Source organism: Actinoplanes sp. NPDC026670 (assembly GCF_040638175.1).
Taxonomy (GTDB): Bacteria; Actinomycetota; Actinomycetes; order Mycobacteriales; family Micromonosporaceae; genus Actinoplanes.
In genome coordinates, this window is the sequence record NZ_JBEZXU010000055.1 from 11,380 (window position 1) to 30,581 (window position 19,202).

Consider the following 19,202-nt stretch of genomic DNA (forward strand, 5'->3'; position numbering starts at 1 on the left):
CTGGTGACGGCACCCGACTGACGAGCGAACATGTCCGAGGTTGTTCCTTTGTGTTGACTCACCAATGTAAATAGTTCAGGGTGTTGGCAATGCGCTGTTGATCGAAGGGAAACAATCGATGCCGCGATTGCCCGCCAAATCTCTGCTCGCCACCGTCCTCATGGTCCTCTCCGTGCTCGTCGCGCCCGCCGGCCCCGCCTCGGCCGCCGACCCGGTGCACGGCCTCAAGGGCGAGTACTTCCGGATGTCCGCTCCGGGCGCCCGCGACTTCCCCGAACTCGGTGGGATCGTGCTCGACCCCAACATCGACCTGCCCGGCCTGGCCGGCGCGTTCGAGTCGCTGACCGGGCGCACCGAGCACACCACCGCCCGCTGGACCGGGAAGATCACCGCCCCGGCGACCGGCGACTACACGTTCCACATGATCGGCGACAACGGGTTCCGCTTCCTGATCGACGAGCGGCCGGTGATCGACCACTGGGTCGGCGACTGGGACCGTGAGCAGGTCAGCGCCCCGGTGCCGCTGGTCGCGGGGGAGGCGCACACCGTACGCATCGAGATGTTCCAGGATGTCGGCGGCGCGAACCTGTTCCTGCGCTGGTCGGGCGCCGGCCTCGACAAGCAGATCGTCCCGGAGAGCGCTTTCACGCCGCCGGACGGTTTCCAGATCTTCCCGGTCGCGTTCACCGTGCAGCCCGACGGCCAGACGCTGATCGCCGACTTCGACGCCACTGTGGACAGCCTCGGCACGCTCGCCGAGCACCTCAGGGTCGAGGTCGACACCACGCCGTTCCCGGTCAAGAGCGTCCGGAAGAGCCGTGACAAGGTCGTCGTCACGCTCGCCGAGAAGGTGCAGAAGAACCAGAAGGTCCGCGTCAACTACGACGGCACGGGCGGCCTGGTCGTCGGTGGCGTGACCGTCCCGCAGGTGATCCGATCGGGAACGAACACGTCCACACACCGGCTGACCACCCCGTGGGGCGATCGTGTCGACACGCGCAACCCGCTGCCCGAGTACCCGCGCCCGCAGCTGATCCGCAAGGACTGGCTGAACCTGAACGGCCAGTGGGAGTTCGCCGGCGCCGAAGCCGGTGAGCAGCCGGTCTTCGGTCAGAAGCTGGCCGAGAAGATCACCGTCCCGTTCCCGGTCGAGTCGCAGCTGTCCGGCATCGAGCGGCGCGAGGACCACATGTTCTACCGCAGGCTGATCACCGTCCCGCACGGCTGGACCGGCAAGCGGATCAAGCTCAACTTCGGCGCCGTCGACTACCAGGCCAAGGTCTGGGTCAACGGCACCCTGGTCACCGAGCACACCGGCGGCTACACCGCGTTCACCGCCGACATCACCGACGCGCTCAAGAAGCGCGGCCCGCAGGAGATCATCGTCGGCGTCACCGACGTGACCGGCCCCAACCAGCCGAAGGGCAAGCAGTCGCTCAACCCGGGCGGCATCGTCTACGAGCCGTCGTCCGGCATCTGGCAGACCGTCTGGCTCGAGCCGGTCGTCGCCGCCGGGATCGACGGGATCGTCGCCACCCCGGACGTCGCGACCGGGTCGGTAAAAGTCAAGATCAACTCGACCTCGACGCGGGCTGCGACGGTCGCCGTCAAAGACAAAAAAGGCAAATCAGTCGGTACGGCCACCGGCCCCGCCAACGCCGACCTCACCATCAAGATCGCCAAGCCGCGACTGTGGAGCCCCGACGACCCGTACCTGTACGACCTCGACGTGAAACTGGGTGGCGACTCCGTCCGCGGGTACTTCGGATTGCGTACGGTAGCCGTACAGAATATCGGTGGTTTTCCGAAGTTGACTTTGAACGGAAAGCCGATCTTCTCGCTGGCCACTCTGGACCAGGGGTTCTGGCCGGACGGCCTCTACACCCAGCCGAGCGACGCCGCGCTCAAGTTCGACCTGGTGGAGACCAAGAAGCTCGGCTTCAACGCGGTCCGCAAGCACATCAAGGTCGAGTCGGCCCGCTGGTACCGGCACGCCGACGAGCTCGGTCTGCTGGTCTGGCAGGACTTCGTGTCGGCCGACATCAACAACCCGGCCGGTCAGGAGGCGTTCCTCAGCCAGGGCCGGGAGATGATGCGCCAGCTGCACAACTTCCCGTCGATCATCGGCTGGATCGTCTTCAACGAGGGCTGGGGCGAATGGGACCGCACCGCCACCGGCCAGATCGCCACCCAGATCAAGTCCGAGGACCCGTCGCGCATCCTCAACGCGCACAGCGGCGTCAACTGCTGCAACTCCAAGGGCGACTCCGGCAAGGGTGACGTGATCGATCACCACGACTACGTCAACAACGACCCGGCCTACCCGGACGCCACCCGCATCGCGATGGACGGCGAACACGGCGGCTTCACCCTGCGCACCCCCGGGCACATGTGGCCCGGCCCGCCGGCCGTCATCTACAGCGGCGTCGCCGACAAGGCGGCCCTGACCGCCAAGTACGTCGACAACACCGAGCGCTACTACCTGGAGGCGGCGGCCAACGAGCTGTCCGGCTCGGTCTACACCCAGATCACCGACCTGGAGACCGAGCTCAACGGCCTCTGGACCTACGACCGGCGAGAGATCAAAGTCGACCCCGCGGCGGTACGGGCGGTCAACGCCCGTGTCATCGCGGCCGGCGCGGCGTCGGGGCAGGCCCGCACGTACCCGGGTCACGGCGACTGGAACCTGGACGAGGGCAGCGGCACGACGGCCGGCGACAGCAGCGGCGACAGTGACCTGACCCTGACCGGCAACGCCGCGTGGACGCCGGGCGTGACCGGGTCGGCGCTGAAGTTCGACGGCGACGGCGACTACGCGGACACCACCGCGCCGGTCCTCGACACCACGAAGGACTACACGGTCAGCGCCTGGGTGACACTCGACAGACTGCCCGGCAACTACGCGACGGTCATCAGCCAGGACGGCCGCCGCACCGAGAACCCCTTCTACCTCCAGTACGGCCAGGGCGCCTTCGCCTTCAGCACCCCCGGCGGCAACCGGGCCCGGCTCGTCACCACGCCGGAGCTGAACCGCTGGTACCACCTGGCCGGCGTCCGGGATCACGCCACCGGCGAGATCCGCCTCTACGTCGACGGTGTCCGCGCCGCCACCGTGGCGGCCGGCCCCGACGTGGTCAGCACCGGGCCGCTGTCGGTGGGCCGGGCCAAGTACGCCGGGAACCGGGTCGACTTCTGGGCCGGCTCGATCGACGGGGTGCACGCCGTCGACCGGGCACTGACCGACACCGAGGTCACCGCCCTGTACAACGCCCGCTGATCACCGAACCGGCGTCTCACCCGTTGGTGAGGCGCCGGTTCACCTCCTCGGCCAGCCGCTTGTTCAGCTCGGCCAGCTGCTGATCGGTCAAGGTGGTCAGGTCACCGGTCTGGTTCTGCTGCTCCTGCTGGCGCTTCTGCTCCTCGATCCGCTTCAGCTCCTGCTCCTCGGGGGAGCCGGGCGCCGCGTACGCGCACCTGATCAGCGCGCCCTCGGCGGTCTTCAGACAGGTGGCCTCCCGGCCGCCGACCTGGCCCCGGCCCTCGATCCGGTAGCGGATGCTCTGCTCACTGCCGACCGTGGCGGTCCACGTGGTCCCGCCGGTCGGCACCACCTCGAACACCCGGTCCTCGTTCCAGCAGCAGACGTCCCGGTACTCGGCCTTGATCAGCGCCACCACCGCCTCCGGCGACGACCACGTCGGGTTCAGCCGGTGCACGGTCATCGGGGCGAGACCCAGCCCGGTCTGCCGGGTCGCCACCGTGGACACCGCGACCACCGAACTGGCCTCGCCCTGCGGGGTGAGCGGAGTGACGTACGCGCTGCCGGTCCCGTCCGCGAACCGCAACGTGAACTCGGAGTTGTTGCCCTCGTTGGTACCGTCGTCGGAGGCGTCCCAGCCGCCGCGCTCGGCCCACCAGTCGGCGAACCCGCCGACCGCCGCGGTGCCCTCCCGCTGCCGGGCCGCCAGGCTGATCGGATAGGTCGGCCCGGGGATCCGCGCGGTGTCGTTGGTGACCGTCAGGTCGCCGGTGCGTCCGTTGTAGAGCGCCACACCGGCCGGCCGCTCGGTCACCGTCACCACCCCCACCTGCCGTTTCAGCGGAACCACGACCATCGGGGTGTCACCGTCGCAGTACACGTAGACGTCCCGCTCGTCGAACCGCACCCACCGCTCGGCCGCCGAGATCTTCCGGCCCAGGTTGTGGCCGAACCAGCCGCCGACCCGTGCGTCCGCCGCGTCCAGGTCGAACGCGCAGCGCTGCGAACTGCGGCTGTTGCTGCCCAGCGGCACCTCCTGGACCAGGCCCACCTCGTAGCCGGACAGCCAGCCCCGCCGCTCGACCAGCGTGCCGAACCGGTCCGAGTCCGGCAGATACGTGATGTCGAAGATCTCCCCGGTGACGTCACCCAGGTTCGGCGCGGCCTGCGCACTGCCGACCAGATACGGCGCCCGCGCGGTCAGGCCGGGCACCGGGTCGTCGACCACCACCATGGCCGACGCGTAGTCACGGTCCCGCAGGTACGAGTCGTAGAACAGGCCGCAGATGCCGAGGATCAGCCCGGCCACCACGCCGAGCCCGGCCAGCGCGCCGACCCCGCCCGGCTGCCGTTCACCGCGCCGGCGGGCGGCGCTCACCAGTTGCGGCACCGCGTACAGCACCACGATCAGGGCCGCGGCCAGCACCCACGGGATCAGCTTCCGCAGTTCCCAGACGACGATCGTGGTGGCGTAGGACGCCCACCAGACGAACAGCGCCAACACGGCGACGAGCGGAAGAACCCACCGCAGCACACGACCCACCGGAGCCTCCTCGCGACCTTGCTCCGATTCTGGTGCACCGTGTCCACCACACCAGACCGCCGCCCGCCGTCCGTCGCCGGCCGCCGGCCGGCAGAGACCGTCAGCCGTCGCTCACCGCGGTTTCGGGTGCGCTGTTCGCGCGCTGAGCGACGGCTGGTACGGCTAGCCGTCGCTCAGACCGGTTTTGCGGCGGTATTCCATGGCTGAGCGACGGCTAGCCGTACCTGAGGCCGGAACCTCGTCAGCGGGATGTCACGGTCAGGGCGGCGTCCACGATGGAGACCGTGTCGATGCCGTGCAGGCGGTACGCGTCGGCCAGGCTCGACGACTGGCCGAACTCGGTCACGCCGAGGCACCGGATCCGGTCGCCACGGACCGCGGCCAGGAACGCCAGCGTGTGCGGATGCCCGTCGTGCACGGTGACCAGCGGCGCCCGGCAGCCGTCCGGGAACAGCTCGGACACGATGTCCCCACCCACCCCGGACTCCCGGGACCCGCGCTGCTGGAACGACCGGAACACCAGATCCGGGCTGGTCAGGCACACCACACCGGCGTTGACGCCCTGGGCCGCCAGAGCCGCGGCCGCCTCGATCACCTCCGGCATGATCGCGCCGACCCCGACCAGCGTCACGTCCTCGGCCGCGAGCGGATGCGCGGCCGGCAGACGGTACCCACCGGCGACCGCCTGCCGGCGGCGGCGTTCGCGGAGGGCGGGATCGTCCGGCACGGCGGCCAGCTGCGGGTCGATCGGCCGGGTGGAGAGCCGGAAGTACGCCGAGGTGCCGTCCGGCACACCGACCCGGCTCATCGCGTGCAGGAAGCACCACTCCAGGTCCTGCGGGAAGGCCGGCTCCCAGGCCACACAGCCGGGCTGCTCGAGCCCGATCGACGGGGTGGTGATCGACTGGTGGGCGCCGCCCTCCGGCGCCAGGGTCACCCCGGACGGCGTGCCGACCAGGATCGACTGGCCGCCGGCGTAGATCCCGTACGACCACGGCTCCAGCGCCCGCGACACGAACGGGTCGTAGAGCGTCGCGATCGGGATCAGCCGCTCGCCCCACCGGGACCAGGTCGCGCCCAGTTCGCCGAGCAGCGACACCAGGTTGACCTCGGCGATGCCCAGTTCGATGTGCTGGCCGGTGCGGTTCTCCTGCCAGCGCAGCACCCGCTCGGCGTCGTCGGCGAACCAGTCGTGCCGGTCCTGCACCGCCCACACGCCGGTCTTGTTGATCCAGCCGCCCAGGTTGGTCGAGGAGGCGACGTCGGGGGAACAGGTGACCACCCGGGCCGCCGCCGACGGCGCGTCCCGGGGCAGGTCGGCCAGCAGCCGGCCGAGCGCGGCCTGGGTGCTGATCGGCTTGCGGTAGGCGTGCCCCAGCTGGGCCGGGACGGACACCGGTGCCGGGGTGGCGACCGGCTCCCGGCGCAGCACCCGGCCCCGCTCGGCACACCACCGCCCGGCCGCGGAGCCCGGGTCGAACCGCTGCCACGGCATGGCCCGGTCCACCTCGGAGGATTCGGCCAGCACGTCCATCTGCGCGCCGGTGAGCAGCGCCGAGTGATTGTTGGGGTGGCCCTCGGTCGGCAGGCCACGGCCCTTGACCGTGTAGGCGAACACCACGGTCGGCCGGTCGGCGTCCGCGTCGACGGCCCGGAACGTGTCCACCAGCAGCCCGATGTCGTGGCCGCCCAGATCCCGGACGGCCGCCGCCAGCTCGGCCGGGTCCAGCTCGTCCAGCAGCGCCTTCAGCTCCGGCGCGCCGGGCAGCGCGTCACCGGCGTCAAGGATGCGCTCGGCCGTCTGCGCCGGGTCGGCCCGCAGCATCCGCTGGTACTCCTCGTTCGGCATCGCCTCCAGCCGGGCCCGCAGCGCCTGCCCGCCGGGCCGCTCGAACAGCTCCGAGATGATCCGGCCCCACTTGAGCACGACCACCTGCCAGCCGGCCGCGGCGAACATGCCCTGGAGCTTGGCGATCTGGATGTCCGGCACCACCCGGTCCAGGGACTGCCGGTTCAGGTCGACCACCCAGAGCAGCTCGCCCATCCGCGCGACGGCCGGGTCCATCACCGCTTCCCAGATGGCGCCCTCGTCGAGCTCGGCGTCACCGAGCAGGCTGACGAAACGGCCGCCGGTGGGCGTACCAGAGAATTGGGAACTGAGATAGCGGTGCGCCATCGCCGCCCAGAGGGCGGCGGTCGCGCCGATGCCGACCGACCCGGTGGAGAAATCGACGGTGTCCGGATCCTTCAACCGGGAGGGGTACGACTGGAGGCCGCCCTTCTCCCGCAACCTCGGCAGGTACGCCTCGTCGAGGTCGCCGAGCAGGTAGTTGACCGCGTGCAGCACCGGCGAGGCGTGCGGCTTGACCGACACCCGGTCCTCGGCGGTCAGCTCGGCGAACCACAGCGCCACCATGATGTCGACCATCGACGCGCTGGAGGCCTGGTGGCCGCCCACCTTGACCCCGGAGTCGTTGGGCCGGCCGGCGTTGGCGGCGTCGACGATCGACGCCGACAGCCACAGCACCCGGCGGGCGATTTCGCGCAGGATGTCGACGTCGGGGGCGGGATGGGTCATGACGGTCTCCGGGTCGGGGCGGTGAGGGCTCGGTCGAGGTCGGCGATCAGGTCGTCGGTGTGTTCCAGGCCGACGGAGAGCCGGACCAGGTCGGCGGACGGCCGGGCGTGCGCCGCCACCGGCCGGTGGGTGAGGGCGGCCGGATGCTGGATCAGCGAGTCCACCCCGCCGAGCGAGACGGCGTGGGTGAACAGCCGGGTGCCGGTGGTCAGGCGGCAGGCGGCCTCGAAACCGCCGCGCAGCGCGACCGACACCATCGCCCCCGGGCCGCGTGACTGCCGGCACAGCAGGCCGCGCGGATCGCCGTCCAGCCCCGGGTAGTGCACCCGGGCGACGGCCGGATGACCGGCCAGCCATCTCGCGATGCGGCCGGCGGCGGCCTGCTGGGCGCGCATCCGCACCGGCAGCGTGGACAGGCCGCGGTGCAGCAGGTAGGCGCCCCACGGGTGCAGCAGCCCGCCGGTGACCGCCCGGACCTGCCGCAGCCGGCTCGCGGTCTCCTCGCCACAGGCGATCACCCCGGCGACGACATCGCCGTGGCCGCCGAGGTATTTGGTGGCGCTGTGCAGGGCCATGGTGGCCCCGAGAGTAACCGGATTCTGCAGGACGGGAGTGGCGAAGGTGTTGTCCACCAGCAACGGGACGTCGCCAGCCTGTCCGGCGACGGCCGCGATGTCGACCAGGTCCAGGGTCGGGTTGGCCGGCGTCTCCAGGATCACCAGGCCGGTGTCCGGGCGGATCCGGCCGGACACCTCGGCCTCGGCGCAGAACGTGACCTCGGCGCCGAGCAGACCGGTGGCCAGCAGATGGTCGGTGCCGCCGTACAGCGGGCGGACCGCCACCACGTGCCGCCGGCCGGTCATCGCGGTGTGCGCCAGGATCGCCGCGGTCATCGCCGCCATGCCCGATCCGAACGCCACCGCCGTCTCGGTCTGTTCGAGCTGGGCCAGCGCCGACTCGAACCGGGCCACCGTCGGGTTCCACAGCCGGGCGTAGACGGCGCCGCCGTCGGCGAGCGGGTAGCCGCCGGTCGCCATCGCCTCGTACGACTCGCCGCCGCGCGCCGGATCGGGCAGCGGATAGGTCGACGACAGATCCAGGGGCGGCGCGTGCACGCCGAGCGCGGTGAGGTCCGCACGGCCGGCGTGCACCGCCACCGAGTCGCTGTGCAGAGGGCTCGTCATGCTCGTAGGGTTCCGGAATTCGCAACCCGAACATAGAGTCGCCGTCGAATCGGTAACCACTCGGCCATAATTCGACTTTTTCAGCAGCCCGGCGGCGATTTGGAGCGATCACTTTGCGGAACCCGCAACGGCCGGTCACCCTCGACCACGTCGACCAGCAGCTGCTCCGCGCGCTCGCCGAGGACGCCGGTGTCACCAACAAGGCGCTGGCCGGGCGGCTGGGCCTGGCCGAGTCGACCTGCGCCTACCGGATCCGGGCGCTGCGCGAGGCCGGGGTGGTCACCGGCGCCCGCGCCCAGCTCGACCTGGCGCTCCTCGGTTTTCCCTTACAAGCGATGATCAAGGTACGGCTGGGCAGCCACACCATGGCCAACGTCAGCCAGTTGTACGACGCGCTGGCCGCGACCCCCGGGGTGTTGCAGGCCTTCCACGTGGCCGGCGCCGACGACTTCTACCTGCACGTCGCGGTGGAGAACGCCGAGGCGCTGCGTGATTTCGTGCTGCGCCACGTCACCAGTCACCGGGTGGTCCGGCAGACCGAGACGCACCTGGTGTTCGAGGTACGCCCCGGCGCCGGAGTCCTGCGACCCTGACTCTCCCGCCCGCGTGGTGATGTGTGGCGTGGTTCGAGCCGCAGGCCGCCACGGTGGGCGGTCAGCAGCCGAGCCGGCGGGTGCTCAGGGCCACGTCGTCGATCCACAGGTCGAACGTGGTGGGTGTGGTGCCGGCCTGGTAGAGCTGCCAGCCGACCTTGACCGTGTTCACCGCGGGCAGCACGAACGGCACGCCGGCCCCGCCGTGCTCGGTGGTGGACGCGGTCAGCTCCGGGTTGGCGACCCCGTCGATCCACACCGCGACCTGGTTGCCGGCCCGGTCCAGCTTCCACTCGAAGCACTGCCAGGTGTCCTCGGTGACCGGGGCCGACTCACGCCAGTTCGTCCAGTCGCCGGTCGGCCCGCCGTCGGCGCCGACGCCCCAGAAGACGCCCGGAACCGTCGGCGCGTATTGGCCGCCGACCGGCCGGACGACCTCGCTGCTCCCCGTCCCGGTCGCCTCCACCAGAGTGAAGTGCGCCCAGTCGGGGGCGGTCGGGAACGCGTCGACCCGCAGCCGCATCCGGCCGAAGAGCCGGTCGCCGGGCACGGTCAGGTCGTCGATCCGCAGGAAGGCGCGCCCGTTGTCGACGGTGTGCACGTGCAGCACCCGGCCGTGCCGGGCCCGCTCGACGGTGAGGGTGCCGTTGCGGGTGTCGACACCCCACTCGGTGGTGGCCGGCCCGCCCAGTGGCTGCCGATCGAAGCTCTCGCAGAACAGCAGGTCCCGGCCACAGGACGCGGGTCCGGCGGGCCCGGACGCGACGGCCGGGACACTGCCGGCCGCGCCGAGCAGAGCGGCCGTGACGACCGCGGCGAAGAACGTGCGCAAGATTGCCTCCTACGATTCTGGGAGCGCTCCCGAAATCGTAGTGCATCGATGTCTTCGGGTCAGGTGGCGAGCGGCAGGTAGTAGGCGGCGAAGGTGTCCGGCTGGAAACCCTCGGAGCGGTAGAGGGCCTGCGCCGTCTCGTTCTCCGGGGCGGTCTGCAACTGGACCGCCACCGCGCCGGCCGCCCGGGCCTCGTCGGCGCACGCCCGCACCAGGGCCCGGCCCGCGCCGGTGCGCCGGGCCGAAGGCGCGACGAAGAGGTCGTTGAGGGTCCAGACCGGGGCCATCGAGAGCGACGAGAAGGTCGGGTAGACGTTGACGAAACCGGCTGGCTCGCCGTCCTCGGCGCGGGCCAGGAACACCACTGCCTCGCCACGCTCATGCCGTTCGCGCAGGAATGTCAGCGCCCGCTCGGGCGACGCCGGTCGGTGATAGAAGTCGAGGTACCCGGCGAACAGCGTGGCCACCTCGGGCAGGTCCTCGGCGCTGGCTCGGCTGACCTTGATCATGTCGTTCCCTCTCGTCGGGCCATCGCGGCCGGGCCCATCCTGCACGGCGAGCCGTACCTGAGCGCCGGAATTACCGGTGCATGACCGCGGTGAGCGACGGCTGGCGGGCTCAGCCGTACGTGAGCGCGGGAATTACCGGTGCATGACCGCGGTGGGCGACGGCTGGCGGGCTCGGCTGTACGTGAGCGCGGGAATTGCCCGTACCAGACCGGCGTGGGCGACGGCTGGCGGGATTTAGTCACCTCTTGTGATAGTCACTTATTCTTACTATCTTGGAGGTGTGACCACTGTTGAACTGACCCGCTTTCGGGTTGAGCCGTCCCGCGTCGATGAACTGCTCGGGGCCCGGGCGGCGATGCTTGCCGACTTCCGTGCCGACCGGGCCGGATTCCTGGACGCCCGCCTCGTCCGGCTGCCCGGGGATCACTGGCTGGACATCGTGACCTGGCGCACTCCCGAGGACTTCGCGGCCTCCCGGGCGAAAGGTGCGAATCTTCCCGGGATCGGTGCTTTCTTCGCCGCGATCGCCGAACTCGTCAGTGCCGAGGAAGGGGCAGAGCCACCGATTCCGGGCAGCTGAGGCACGTATCCGGGATACCGCGGGAGATGTAGATCTGTCAGGATGATGGCCCTCGAAGTTTTGATCGACTCGGCAGGCAACGTTTCCGGCCGCAGGCCCGTCATCTATCAGTAACGGCCATGGATGGCGCCGACCGGGACCCCTCGATTGTGAGAGCCATGATTCAGCGACGTAAGGTCATCATCGGCACACTCGGCGTGGCCGCTGTCGCCACCGCCGCCGGGTGCACCGCCTCCGGCAGCAAGAGCGCCGACGGTTCCACGGCCTGGGTCGAGCCGGTGGCGGAGTCCGAGCAGACCGCGGTGCCGGCCCGGGTGGCGATGACCCCGGTGAGCGGTACCAAGGACGTGTCGCCGGCGAACCCGATCGTGGTCACCGCCGAGGAGGGCACTCTCAAGTCGGTCACCGTCACCTCCGGCAAGACGAAGGTGGCCGGCGCCATTCAGGCCGACGGGACCTGGAAGTCGGACGACGAGCTCGACTACGGCAAGAGCTACAAGGTCGTCGCGACGGCCGCCGACAGCAAGGGTGTGGACAGTGAGCACACCTCCACGTTCAGCACCGTGAAGCCGGCGAACACCGCGAAGATCACGTTCCAGGCAAACGGGATGGCGGCGCTCAAGGACGGCAAGACGTATGGCGTGGGCCAGCCGGTGATCGTCGCGTTCAGCCGGGCCGTCAACAAGACCGCGGCGGAGAAGGCGATCGAGATCGAGACCTCGCCGGCGGTCGAGGGCAAGTTCTACTGGCGTGACGACAAGACCGTGCACTGGCGGCCGAAGAAGTACTGGACGGCCGGCACGACGGTCAAGGTCAAGGTGAACGTCTTCGGCGTCAAGCTGGGCAAGACGGTCTACGGTGCGAAGAACGCGTCAGCCAGTTTCAAGATCGGGCGCTCGCTGATCGCGGTCAGTGACAACCGGACCCACATGACGAAGGTCTACATCGACGGCAAGCTGGTCCGCTCGATGAAGAGCAGCCTCGGCAAGGGCGGTTACACCACCGGGTCGAACGGCGAGAAGATCAACTACTGGACCACCGGTGGCCCGCACGTCGTGCTCTCCAAGGAACGCGTGCACAGCATGAGCTCGGCGAGTTACGGCGTCACCGACCCGAACGACCCGAACTTCTACGCGCCCGAGGACATCCAGTACTGCACCCGGATCAGCTACTCCGGTGAGTTCCTGCACGCCGCGCCGTGGAACGGTTCGCTGGGCCGGGCCAACCTGTCGCACGGCTGCATCAACCTGAGCACCGCCGACGCCAAATGGGTGTATGAGAACTTCATGCTCGGCGACATCGTCGACGTCACGAACAGCCCCCGCGACCTCCAGGTCTGGAACGGCATCGGCGACTGGACGGTCCCCTTCGACAAGTACGGTGACTGACCGCTGACCCGGCTCGACGGCAGCCCGACCGCGACCGCGGCCGGGCTGCTCACGTCTCAGTGACGGTCAAACCTTCCGGTGCCACCAAAAGCATCACCGAATATAAATATGGTGCAATACGGCCATCGTTTGCTGCTGATCTATCAGGATATTGCCTGCGCTGACCCTTTCCATGGACCGAAGGAGTTCAGCGTGATCCGCAAGCGAATGCCGACCGCCGTCGCCATGACCGTCGCCGCCGGAGCCGGTGTGGTCGGCCTGACCGCGTCGCCCGCGGCCGCCCAGGCCGTGCCCTGCGTGCAGAAGGTCGCCGTGGTCAACAACGGCGGCTTCGTGATCGACTTCCAGATCACCACGCGTGACGGCCAGCTCTCCGCGCCGACCGACGACTACCCGATCAACCAGTGGCGGATCGTGGACCTGGCGTCCACGGCGTTCGCCGAGGGCGTCGACGTGCGGCCGCTGGTGCACGCGCAGGCCGGTGACGACGTCCCGGGCAACGTCTTCGTGTCGTACTGCGCTAACGGGCAGACCGCGACCTACACCGCGAGCGGCACCACGCTCGATTACTCGGTGACGCTGCTGACCTGAGTCAGGCGGTGAGGCGGGAGCGGAACTCGGCGAGGGTGAGGATCGCCGCGTTCCGCTCCTCCACCGGGAAGATCGCGATGTCGGCGTCGTCCTCCTCGAGCTGCGGCAGCCACTCCTTCAGGAAGTCCCGCACCGGGATCCGGATGGCGTGCTCGCCGTCGACGTCACCCTCGTTCTCCAGGCGGGCGACCGTCGCGTAGGGCCAGATCGGCAACAGGTTGCGGCGGCGGCCGTCCTCGGTGAAGAGGATGTCGCCCTCGTCGCCCCAGACCCACAGGGCGCCCCGATCGGCGATGGCCTCGAACGTGCGGGCCACGCGGGCCTCGGCGTCCAGCCCGAGCAGTCGCTCCGCGTCACGCCGTGAGATGTCATCCGATGCCATGGCGACGATGCTATCTGCCGCCGGACGGCCCGCTTCGCCGGGAGACCCGTGCCGCCGGACGACCCGTGGGGGGCCGCCCGGCGGAACTCGCATCAGGCCCGTGTACAGGCGGTTCCGTTCAGCGTGAACGTCGCCGGGCTGGCGAACGTCCCGCTGTAGCCGCCCTGGAACCCGAACGACGTGCTGCCGCCGGCCGGGATGCTCCCGTTGTGTCCGGCGTTACGCGCGGTGATCGCCCCGGAGGCGCCGCTCAGGGCCGCGTTCCATGAGCCGGTGATCGACTGCCCGGACGGCAGTGTGAAGTTCAGCGCCCAGCCGTTGATGGCGCTGCCACCGGTGTTGGCCACCGTGACGTCGGCGGTGTAGCCGGTGTTCCAGACGTTGGTGGCGTAGGTGACCCGGCAGGCCGCGCTTCCCGACGGCGTGGACGGCGACGGCGAGGACGGGTTCGACGGCGTGCCGCCACCGTTGACCGTCGCCGAGAAGTCGGTCACCGCGAGGCCGGCGCCGCCGATCCACGGCTCGAAACCGGCCTGCACGCTCGTCAGGTACCAGGAGTTGGTGACCGACGTACGCGTCTTGGTGTCGTTGATGAAGTCCAGGACGCTGAAGCTCCAGCTGTTGATCGCCGACGGGGCCAGGTAGGACACCACGGCGTTGGCGCCGTTGCTGCCCTGCCACACCTGCCAGGTCCGCCCGCCGATGGTGGCGTTGCCGACCGGGGAGCCGATCGGCTGGATCGAGCCCTGCCGGTTGAACCAGATCATGATCTCCTGCGCGTTGACGCCGTCGGTCCGCGGTGACGGGTCGAGCCAGATGTCGTACGCCGCGTCGTAGGTGGCGCCGGAGACGTACTGGAAGCTGACGTTGCTGGTGGCGCTGCTGATCGAACCGACCTGGATCGGCAGGTTGGTGCCGGGGGAGCACTTCGTGTAGTGGCATCCGAAATAGACGGCCGGGTACGACACCGGCGCGCCACTGGTGTTGCCGGTGCCCTGCTGGCTGGTGATCGAGAAGCCGGTGCCGGTGACGTTGATGCACTGCTGGGCCGAGGTGCCCCAGCGGTTGTTCATCACGACGTAGCGGCCGCCGATCGTGGTGGTGCCGTACTGCTCGCAGATCTGGGTGTCGGCCTCGGCCGGCCCGGCGAGCGTGAGCGCGATGATCCCGGATACGGCCAGCAGGCCTATCGCGAGCAGGGAACGGAAGGGACGGATCACGGGGGAGCTCCTTCTGGGGGATGGTTTGGGAGCGCTCCCAGAAGCGTACGTCCATCCCTGTTTCGTGCCAACGGGCATCTATTTCACAGGAAATTCATAGGTGTCCGATTTGGATGGTTCGGCCGCGGCCGGAGCACCGCCGGCCGCCCGACCGGAAGGACCTCATGACAGAACCGACGAACCGTCGTGGCCGCTCCCGCCTGATGACGGTGGGCGCCGTGACGGGCGCGCTCGCGCTCACCGCGGCCGGGGTGGGCGTGGCCCGGGCCGCGACCACCACGCCGGCGCTCTCCTTCGTGGCCGCCACCTCGGCGGTCACCGCGGAACGCTACGAATACGACGGCGAGGTGTGGCTCTCGTTCGACCTCGGACTGCACGTGATCGCCGGCAAGGACCCGTTCGAGATCTGGGCCAAGCGCTCCGGCTACGACAAGCCGATCGTCGCCGAGCAGGTGGTGGTCCAGAACGGGAAGAAGAAGAAAGTCGCCCTGCCGGCCGGCACGGTGGCCGACTTCAACGGCCTCAAGGACTTCACGAAGATCACCATCGCCGACGAGGCCGGCACTACGGTCAAGGAGTACTCGACGGCGTTCTGCGGCAACACCCGGGGCTCGGCGCGCACCCGGCCGGACGCCCCGGCGACCAGCCCGTACCCGACCAGTTGTGGTGGCTACAACCCGTTCACCCTCGGCGCGGTCTGGGGCATCCAGGCCGGCTGGAACTCGGCGGTGCCGGACCGGCCGTTCAGCAACGGCCGCGGTGACGACGGCTTCGACCTGCCGGTCGGGAAGTACACCGCCACGGCCACGGTGAGCCCCACGTACCAGAAGCTGTTCGGCATCCCGGAGAAGTCGGCGACCGTCAGTGTCGCCGTCACCGTGGTCGACGCGTCCGACGAGGGCAAGGGCGCTCTGGCCCAGGCGAAGAAGGCGGACCTGGAAGAGATCGGGCAGGCGCCCGCCGACGAGCACTCCCTGCACGCCGGTGAGGGCGACGCGACCCGCCAGGTCTCGTCGTACCTGCCCGAGTTCCGGGCGCCCGCCAAGCGCCCGGCCACGCTGAAGGCCGCGCCCGGCAGTGGCCCGAAGCCGGACCTCAAGTCGCTGCCGGCCTGGGGGATCGAGCTGTCCGAAGAGGACGGCAAGTGGTACGTCAACTTCGGCGCCACCGTCTGGAACGCCGGCACCTCGCCCCTGCTCGTCGACGGCTTCCGGCGCTCCGGCACCGAACTGATGGACGCCTACCAGTACTTCTTCGACGCCAAGGGCAACCAGGTCGGCTCGAAGGAGGCGGGCACCATGGAGTGGGACCCGCGGGAGGGCCACAAGCACTGGCACTTCACCGACTTCGCCCAGTACAACCTGCTCGACGCCGGTCAGAAGCTGGCCGTGCGCAGCGGCAAGGAGGCGTTCTGCCTGGCCAACACGGACGCGGTCGACTACACCATCACCGGCGCCAAGTGGCGGCCGGAGAACACCTCGCTGGAGACCTCGTGCGGCGCCGACACCGTCGTCGCGGTGCGTGAGGTCCTCGACATCGGCAACGGCGACACCTACAGCCAGAGCCGTCCCGGCCAGTCGTTCGAGATCACCGATCTGCCGAACGGCACCTACCACATCCAGGTGCTGGCCAACCCGGACAAGAAGCTCGCCGAACTGAGCACCACGAACAACTCGGCGCTGCGCGAGATCATTCTCGGCGGAACCCCGGAGGCACGGACGCTGACCGTGCCTCCGGTGTACGGCATCGAGGGCTGACATCGCAGGGTGGCCGCCCCTTCGCGGGGCGGCCATTCACCGTACGAAATCCTCATAGGCTTTGAGAATCAAGCCGTGGAAGTGGTGCACACCGTGCTCGGACAACCCCGAGCCCTCCGGGTCGTAGACGATCCGGCCCTGATCAAAAGCGGGCGTCGCCATGCCCCGCTGGACGCTCTCGACGATCGCGATGTCCTGCTGCTGGAGCACCTCGTCGATGTAGCGGACCGCCTCGGCCTCGGCGTCCGAGATCTCCGGCGTCTCGAAGAAGAAGTCCCAGGTCTCCAGCGTGCGGTCCGGCCCGTCCGGGATCACCTGGAAGACCATGAAGTTGCCGCGGCCGGGATAGCGCAGCAGGCAGGTGTTCGGCCAGAGCCACCACACCGCGTGCTGGGTGACCGACGCGCCGGACACGTCGTAGGCCGGATTGTCCGCCTTGCCGGCCTCGGCGAAGTGGCTGGACCAGATGCCGTGCGTCCTGACCTCGTAGGTGTCCATGTCGACCAGCGCCACGAACTCGCGGTGCGCGATGTGGCAGTGGTAGCACTCCAGGAAGTTGTCGATGACGTTCTTCCAGTTCGACTTCACGTCGTAGGTGAGCCGCTTGGCGAAGGTCAGCCCGGCGACGTCCGGCGCCCACCGCTCGATCTCGGCGAGCAGGTCCGGCGCCTGCTGCGCCAGCGGGGCGGCCGAGCCGTCCAGGTTGACGTAGACGAAACCGCCGAACTCCTCGGCCGCGATGCGGTCGAGACAGATCTCAGCGCGATCAAAACCGGGCATGCGGTCGGTCTGGCGGGCCCGGCGCAGCGATCCGTCCAGGTCATAGACCCAGGCATGGTACGGGCAGACGATGGTCCCCGTGGTTCCCGAACCGGAGAGCAACTCGTGCGCCCGATGCTTGCACACGTTGTAGAAGGCCCGCAGCTCGCCGGACCTGTCCCGCACCACCGCGATCGGTGACCCGGCGACCGTGGCCGCCACGTAGCTGCCCGGCGCCCGCAGTTTCTCCACGTGACAGAGCCACTGCCAGGTGCGGGCGAAGATGGCCCGCTGATCCACGTCGACCCAGCGCGGATCGGTGTACGCCGCCGCCCGCAACGACATCGACCGGGCCGGATCCGGATCGTACCCCGAACCGATGTCCTTGACGTCCTGCCTATTGACCGTCATGACTGGTCATTGTGGTGGCTCCGGGAGCAGTCGTTCGAGCGCCGCGCCGGTCGCGTCGGCCAGCGCGCAGAGCCTGGCGATCTGCTCGTCGGTGGGCCGGCGCGCGGTGGCCCAGTAGACGCCCACCGCGCCGAGCGGGTCGGCCGTGCGCACCGGGATCATCGCCAGCGACCGGACGAAGGTGGGCCGGTAGGCGGCCATCGGGATCCGGTCGTCGACGCGGATGTCCGGGATGACCGCGGTCGACCGGTACAGCATCGCCCAGCCGCTGATGCACTCCGTGATCGGGAACCGCTGGCCCTTCCAGAGCGGGCTGATCGCGTCCTCGTCGGCGTAGAAACAACGGTCGCCCTCGCGCAGCACGACCGTGGCGCCCTGCGCGTCGGCCAGGGCCCGCGCGTTGCCGCGCACCAGGTGCTGGACGCCGGCCAGGCTGGGCGCGCGGGCGAGCGCGGCCACCACGTCCCGGAGCATGTCGTCCTTGGAGTACACCACCCAACACTAGGGTCGCGGCCCGGGCGCCGCCGCCACCCCGGAGAGTGACGGCGTGTCTGTTATGCCTGATCCGTGCCCGGATGCGCTGCGGCTGGACCGACGATCGAGCCCGATTCGGCCCGCGCGGTGGACCTCGCCAGCCGATCGGAGCCCTTGAAACGATCTTAAGCCGGGCTTCCGGGGCAGTTGTTCCCCGGAGCAAGTTTCCTGTGCCAGGGTTGGCCCTTCCCGCCGATCAGCACCGGCGAAACCCGGTGCGAGAAATGTGGAGGATCCGTGGCGAACATCGAGACCGCGCTGAAAGAGGCCATGACCCTCGAAGGCGCCGTCGGCGTCGCGCTCGTTGATTACACCAGCGGGCTCACCCTCGGTTACCTGGGCGGTGACGGGGTCATGGACATGACCGTCGCCGCCGCCGCGAACACCGACGTGGTCCGCGCCAAGATGCGGGCCCTGGAGCTGCTCGGCCTCCAGGACGGCATCGAGGACATCCTGATCACCCTCGACTCGCAGTACCACCTGATCCGGCTGCTGCGCTCCCGGCACAGCGGCGACGCGCTCTTCCTCTACCTGGCCCTGCACAAGAGCCGGGCCAACCTGGGCCTGGCCCGGCACCAACTGCGCAAGATCGAGTCGGACCTCGACGTATGACTGGCCCTCATGGCGGTCTGCCGAGCCGGCTCGCTCCGCGGCACTCCACCCAGCAGCAGTCCGCGAGGTCCGTCCAGCTCGATCCCGTGACGGACCCGCGGCGGCCGCTGCGGCTGGAACTGGCCGGGCTGCGGCACCAGGTCGTCGGCGTCACCGGCTGCATCATCGCCGGCGTCGACGGCCTGCTGATCCTGCACGACAGCCGTACGCCCGGTGAGCCGCACGACGTGGCCGCGATGGCCGCCGCCGCCCACGGCATCAGCCGCACCTGCGGCGGCGCGCTGGGCCAGGGGCAGTTCCAGGAGGTGACGATCCGCAACCGGGACGGCTGTCTCGCGGTCTACGGGATCGGCGACCTGGCGTTGCTGGCCGTGGTCGGCGACGGCATGGTCAACATTGCGCGCCTGCACCTGGAGGCCCGGCCGGTGCTGGGCCGCCTGGCGCAGATGCTCGACCTGACTCAGCTGTGA

Annotated in this window: 17 protein-coding genes; 8 read left to right on the forward strand and 9 right to left on the reverse strand. The window is 69.7% G+C overall.

Annotation, left to right across the window (positions count from 1 at the left end; genetic code table 11):
- Positions 1-118 precede the first annotated feature (118 nt).
- On the forward strand, positions 119-3,277 hold the full coding sequence (locus tag AB0E94_RS38175; RefSeq protein ID WP_360336619.1) for a LamG-like jellyroll fold domain-containing protein: 3,159 nt from the start codon (positions 119-121) through the stop codon (positions 3,275-3,277).
- Between the two features lie 16 nt (positions 3,278-3,293).
- Here AB0E94_RS38175 and AB0E94_RS38180 read toward each other — a convergent pair whose 3' ends face one another.
- The 3 genes from AB0E94_RS38180 to AB0E94_RS38190 form a co-directional block, all read right to left on the reverse strand.
- Positions 3,294-4,802 carry a hypothetical protein gene (locus AB0E94_RS38180; protein WP_360336621.1) on the reverse strand — a complete coding sequence of 503 codons (1,509 nt, stop codon included), beginning with the start codon at positions 4,800-4,802 and terminating at the stop codon, positions 3,294-3,296.
- Between the two features lie 241 nt (positions 4,803-5,043).
- Positions 5,044-7,380 carry a 1-deoxy-D-xylulose-5-phosphate synthase N-terminal domain-containing protein gene (locus AB0E94_RS38185; RefSeq protein WP_360336623.1) on the reverse strand — a complete coding sequence of 779 codons (2,337 nt, stop codon included), beginning with the start codon at positions 7,378-7,380 and terminating at the stop codon, positions 5,044-5,046.
- Positions 7,377-8,564, reverse strand: coding sequence for a PLP-dependent transferase (locus AB0E94_RS38190; protein WP_360336625.1), 1,188 nt, complete (start codon positions 8,562-8,564; stop codon positions 7,377-7,379). Before AB0E94_RS38190 ends, AB0E94_RS38185 begins: the two co-directional genes overlap by 4 nt.
- A 113-nt stretch (positions 8,565-8,677) precedes the next feature.
- Between AB0E94_RS38190 and AB0E94_RS38195 the strand changes: the two genes are divergently transcribed.
- A complete protein-coding gene (locus tag AB0E94_RS38195) occupies positions 8,678-9,157 on the forward strand; it encodes an Lrp/AsnC family transcriptional regulator (protein WP_360336627.1) in 480 nt (159 codons plus the stop codon).
- A 61-nt stretch (positions 9,158-9,218) separates the two neighbouring features.
- Here the strand turns inward: AB0E94_RS38195 and AB0E94_RS38200 are convergent, their stop codons facing one another.
- Together AB0E94_RS38200 and AB0E94_RS38205 are read right to left on the reverse strand one after the other, a co-directional pair.
- Positions 9,219-9,989: a hypothetical protein gene (locus tag AB0E94_RS38200; protein ID WP_360336629.1), complete on the reverse strand. Its 771-nt coding sequence runs from the start codon at positions 9,987-9,989 to the stop codon at positions 9,219-9,221.
- Positions 9,990-10,048: 59 nt separating this feature from the next.
- Entirely contained in the window at positions 10,049-10,498 is a 450-nt protein-coding gene (locus AB0E94_RS38205) for a GNAT family N-acetyltransferase (RefSeq protein ID WP_360336631.1), read from the reverse strand.
- A gap of 280 nt (positions 10,499-10,778) precedes the next feature.
- Here AB0E94_RS38205 and AB0E94_RS38210 point away from each other — a divergent pair, with 280 nt between their 5' ends.
- The 3 genes from AB0E94_RS38210 to AB0E94_RS38220 all read left to right on the forward strand — a co-directional run bounded on the left by AB0E94_RS38210 (position 10,779) and on the right by AB0E94_RS38220 (position 13,057).
- Positions 10,779-11,078, forward strand: a complete 300-nt coding sequence (locus AB0E94_RS38210) for a hypothetical protein (RefSeq protein WP_360336633.1) — start codon at positions 10,779-10,781, stop codon at positions 11,076-11,078.
- Positions 11,079-11,236: 158 nt separating this feature from the next.
- Positions 11,237-12,466 carry an Ig-like domain-containing protein gene (locus AB0E94_RS38215; RefSeq protein ID WP_360336635.1) on the forward strand — a complete coding sequence of 410 codons (1,230 nt, stop codon included), beginning with the start codon at positions 11,237-11,239 and terminating at the stop codon, positions 12,464-12,466.
- A 192-nt stretch (positions 12,467-12,658) separates the two neighbouring features.
- Positions 12,659-13,057 carry a hypothetical protein gene (locus AB0E94_RS38220; RefSeq protein ID WP_360336637.1) on the forward strand — a complete coding sequence of 133 codons (399 nt, stop codon included), beginning with the start codon at positions 12,659-12,661 and terminating at the stop codon, positions 13,055-13,057.
- Between the two features lies 1 nt (position 13,058).
- Here AB0E94_RS38220 and AB0E94_RS38225 read toward each other — a convergent pair whose 3' ends face one another.
- Together AB0E94_RS38225 and AB0E94_RS38230 are read right to left on the reverse strand one after the other, a co-directional pair.
- Positions 13,059-13,439, reverse strand: a complete 381-nt coding sequence (locus tag AB0E94_RS38225) for a DUF2750 domain-containing protein (protein WP_360336639.1) — start codon at positions 13,437-13,439, stop codon at positions 13,059-13,061.
- A gap of 92 nt (positions 13,440-13,531) precedes the next feature.
- On the reverse strand, positions 13,532-14,659 hold the full coding sequence (locus tag AB0E94_RS38230) for a cellulose binding domain-containing protein (protein WP_360336641.1): 1,128 nt from the start codon (positions 14,657-14,659) through the stop codon (positions 13,532-13,534).
- A gap of 164 nt (positions 14,660-14,823) precedes the next feature.
- Between AB0E94_RS38230 and AB0E94_RS38235 the strand changes: the two genes are divergently transcribed.
- Positions 14,824-16,416 carry a lysyl oxidase family protein gene (locus AB0E94_RS38235; protein WP_360336643.1) on the forward strand — a complete coding sequence of 531 codons (1,593 nt, stop codon included), beginning with the start codon at positions 14,824-14,826 and terminating at the stop codon, positions 16,414-16,416.
- Between the two features lie 36 nt (positions 16,417-16,452).
- On the opposite strand, the gene AB0E94_RS38240 is transcribed toward AB0E94_RS38235, so the two are convergent.
- Together AB0E94_RS38240 and AB0E94_RS38245 are read right to left on the reverse strand one after the other, a co-directional pair.
- Positions 16,453-17,586: a ring-hydroxylating oxygenase subunit alpha gene (locus AB0E94_RS38240; protein ID WP_360336645.1), complete on the reverse strand. Its 1,134-nt coding sequence runs from the start codon at positions 17,584-17,586 to the stop codon at positions 16,453-16,455.
- A 6-nt stretch (positions 17,587-17,592) separates the two neighbouring features.
- Positions 17,593-18,078: a GAF domain-containing protein gene (locus AB0E94_RS38245; RefSeq protein ID WP_360336647.1), complete on the reverse strand. Its 486-nt coding sequence runs from the start codon at positions 18,076-18,078 to the stop codon at positions 17,593-17,595.
- A 279-nt stretch (positions 18,079-18,357) separates the two neighbouring features.
- Here AB0E94_RS38245 and AB0E94_RS38250 point away from each other — a divergent pair, with 279 nt between their 5' ends.
- Both AB0E94_RS38250 and AB0E94_RS38255 read left to right on the forward strand, forming a co-directional pair.
- A complete protein-coding gene (locus tag AB0E94_RS38250) occupies positions 18,358-18,732 on the forward strand; it encodes a hypothetical protein (RefSeq protein ID WP_360336649.1) in 375 nt (124 codons plus the stop codon).
- An 86-nt stretch (positions 18,733-18,818) separates the two neighbouring features.
- A complete protein-coding gene (locus tag AB0E94_RS38255; protein ID WP_360336651.1) occupies positions 18,819-19,202 on the forward strand; it encodes a roadblock/LC7 domain-containing protein in 384 nt (127 codons plus the stop codon).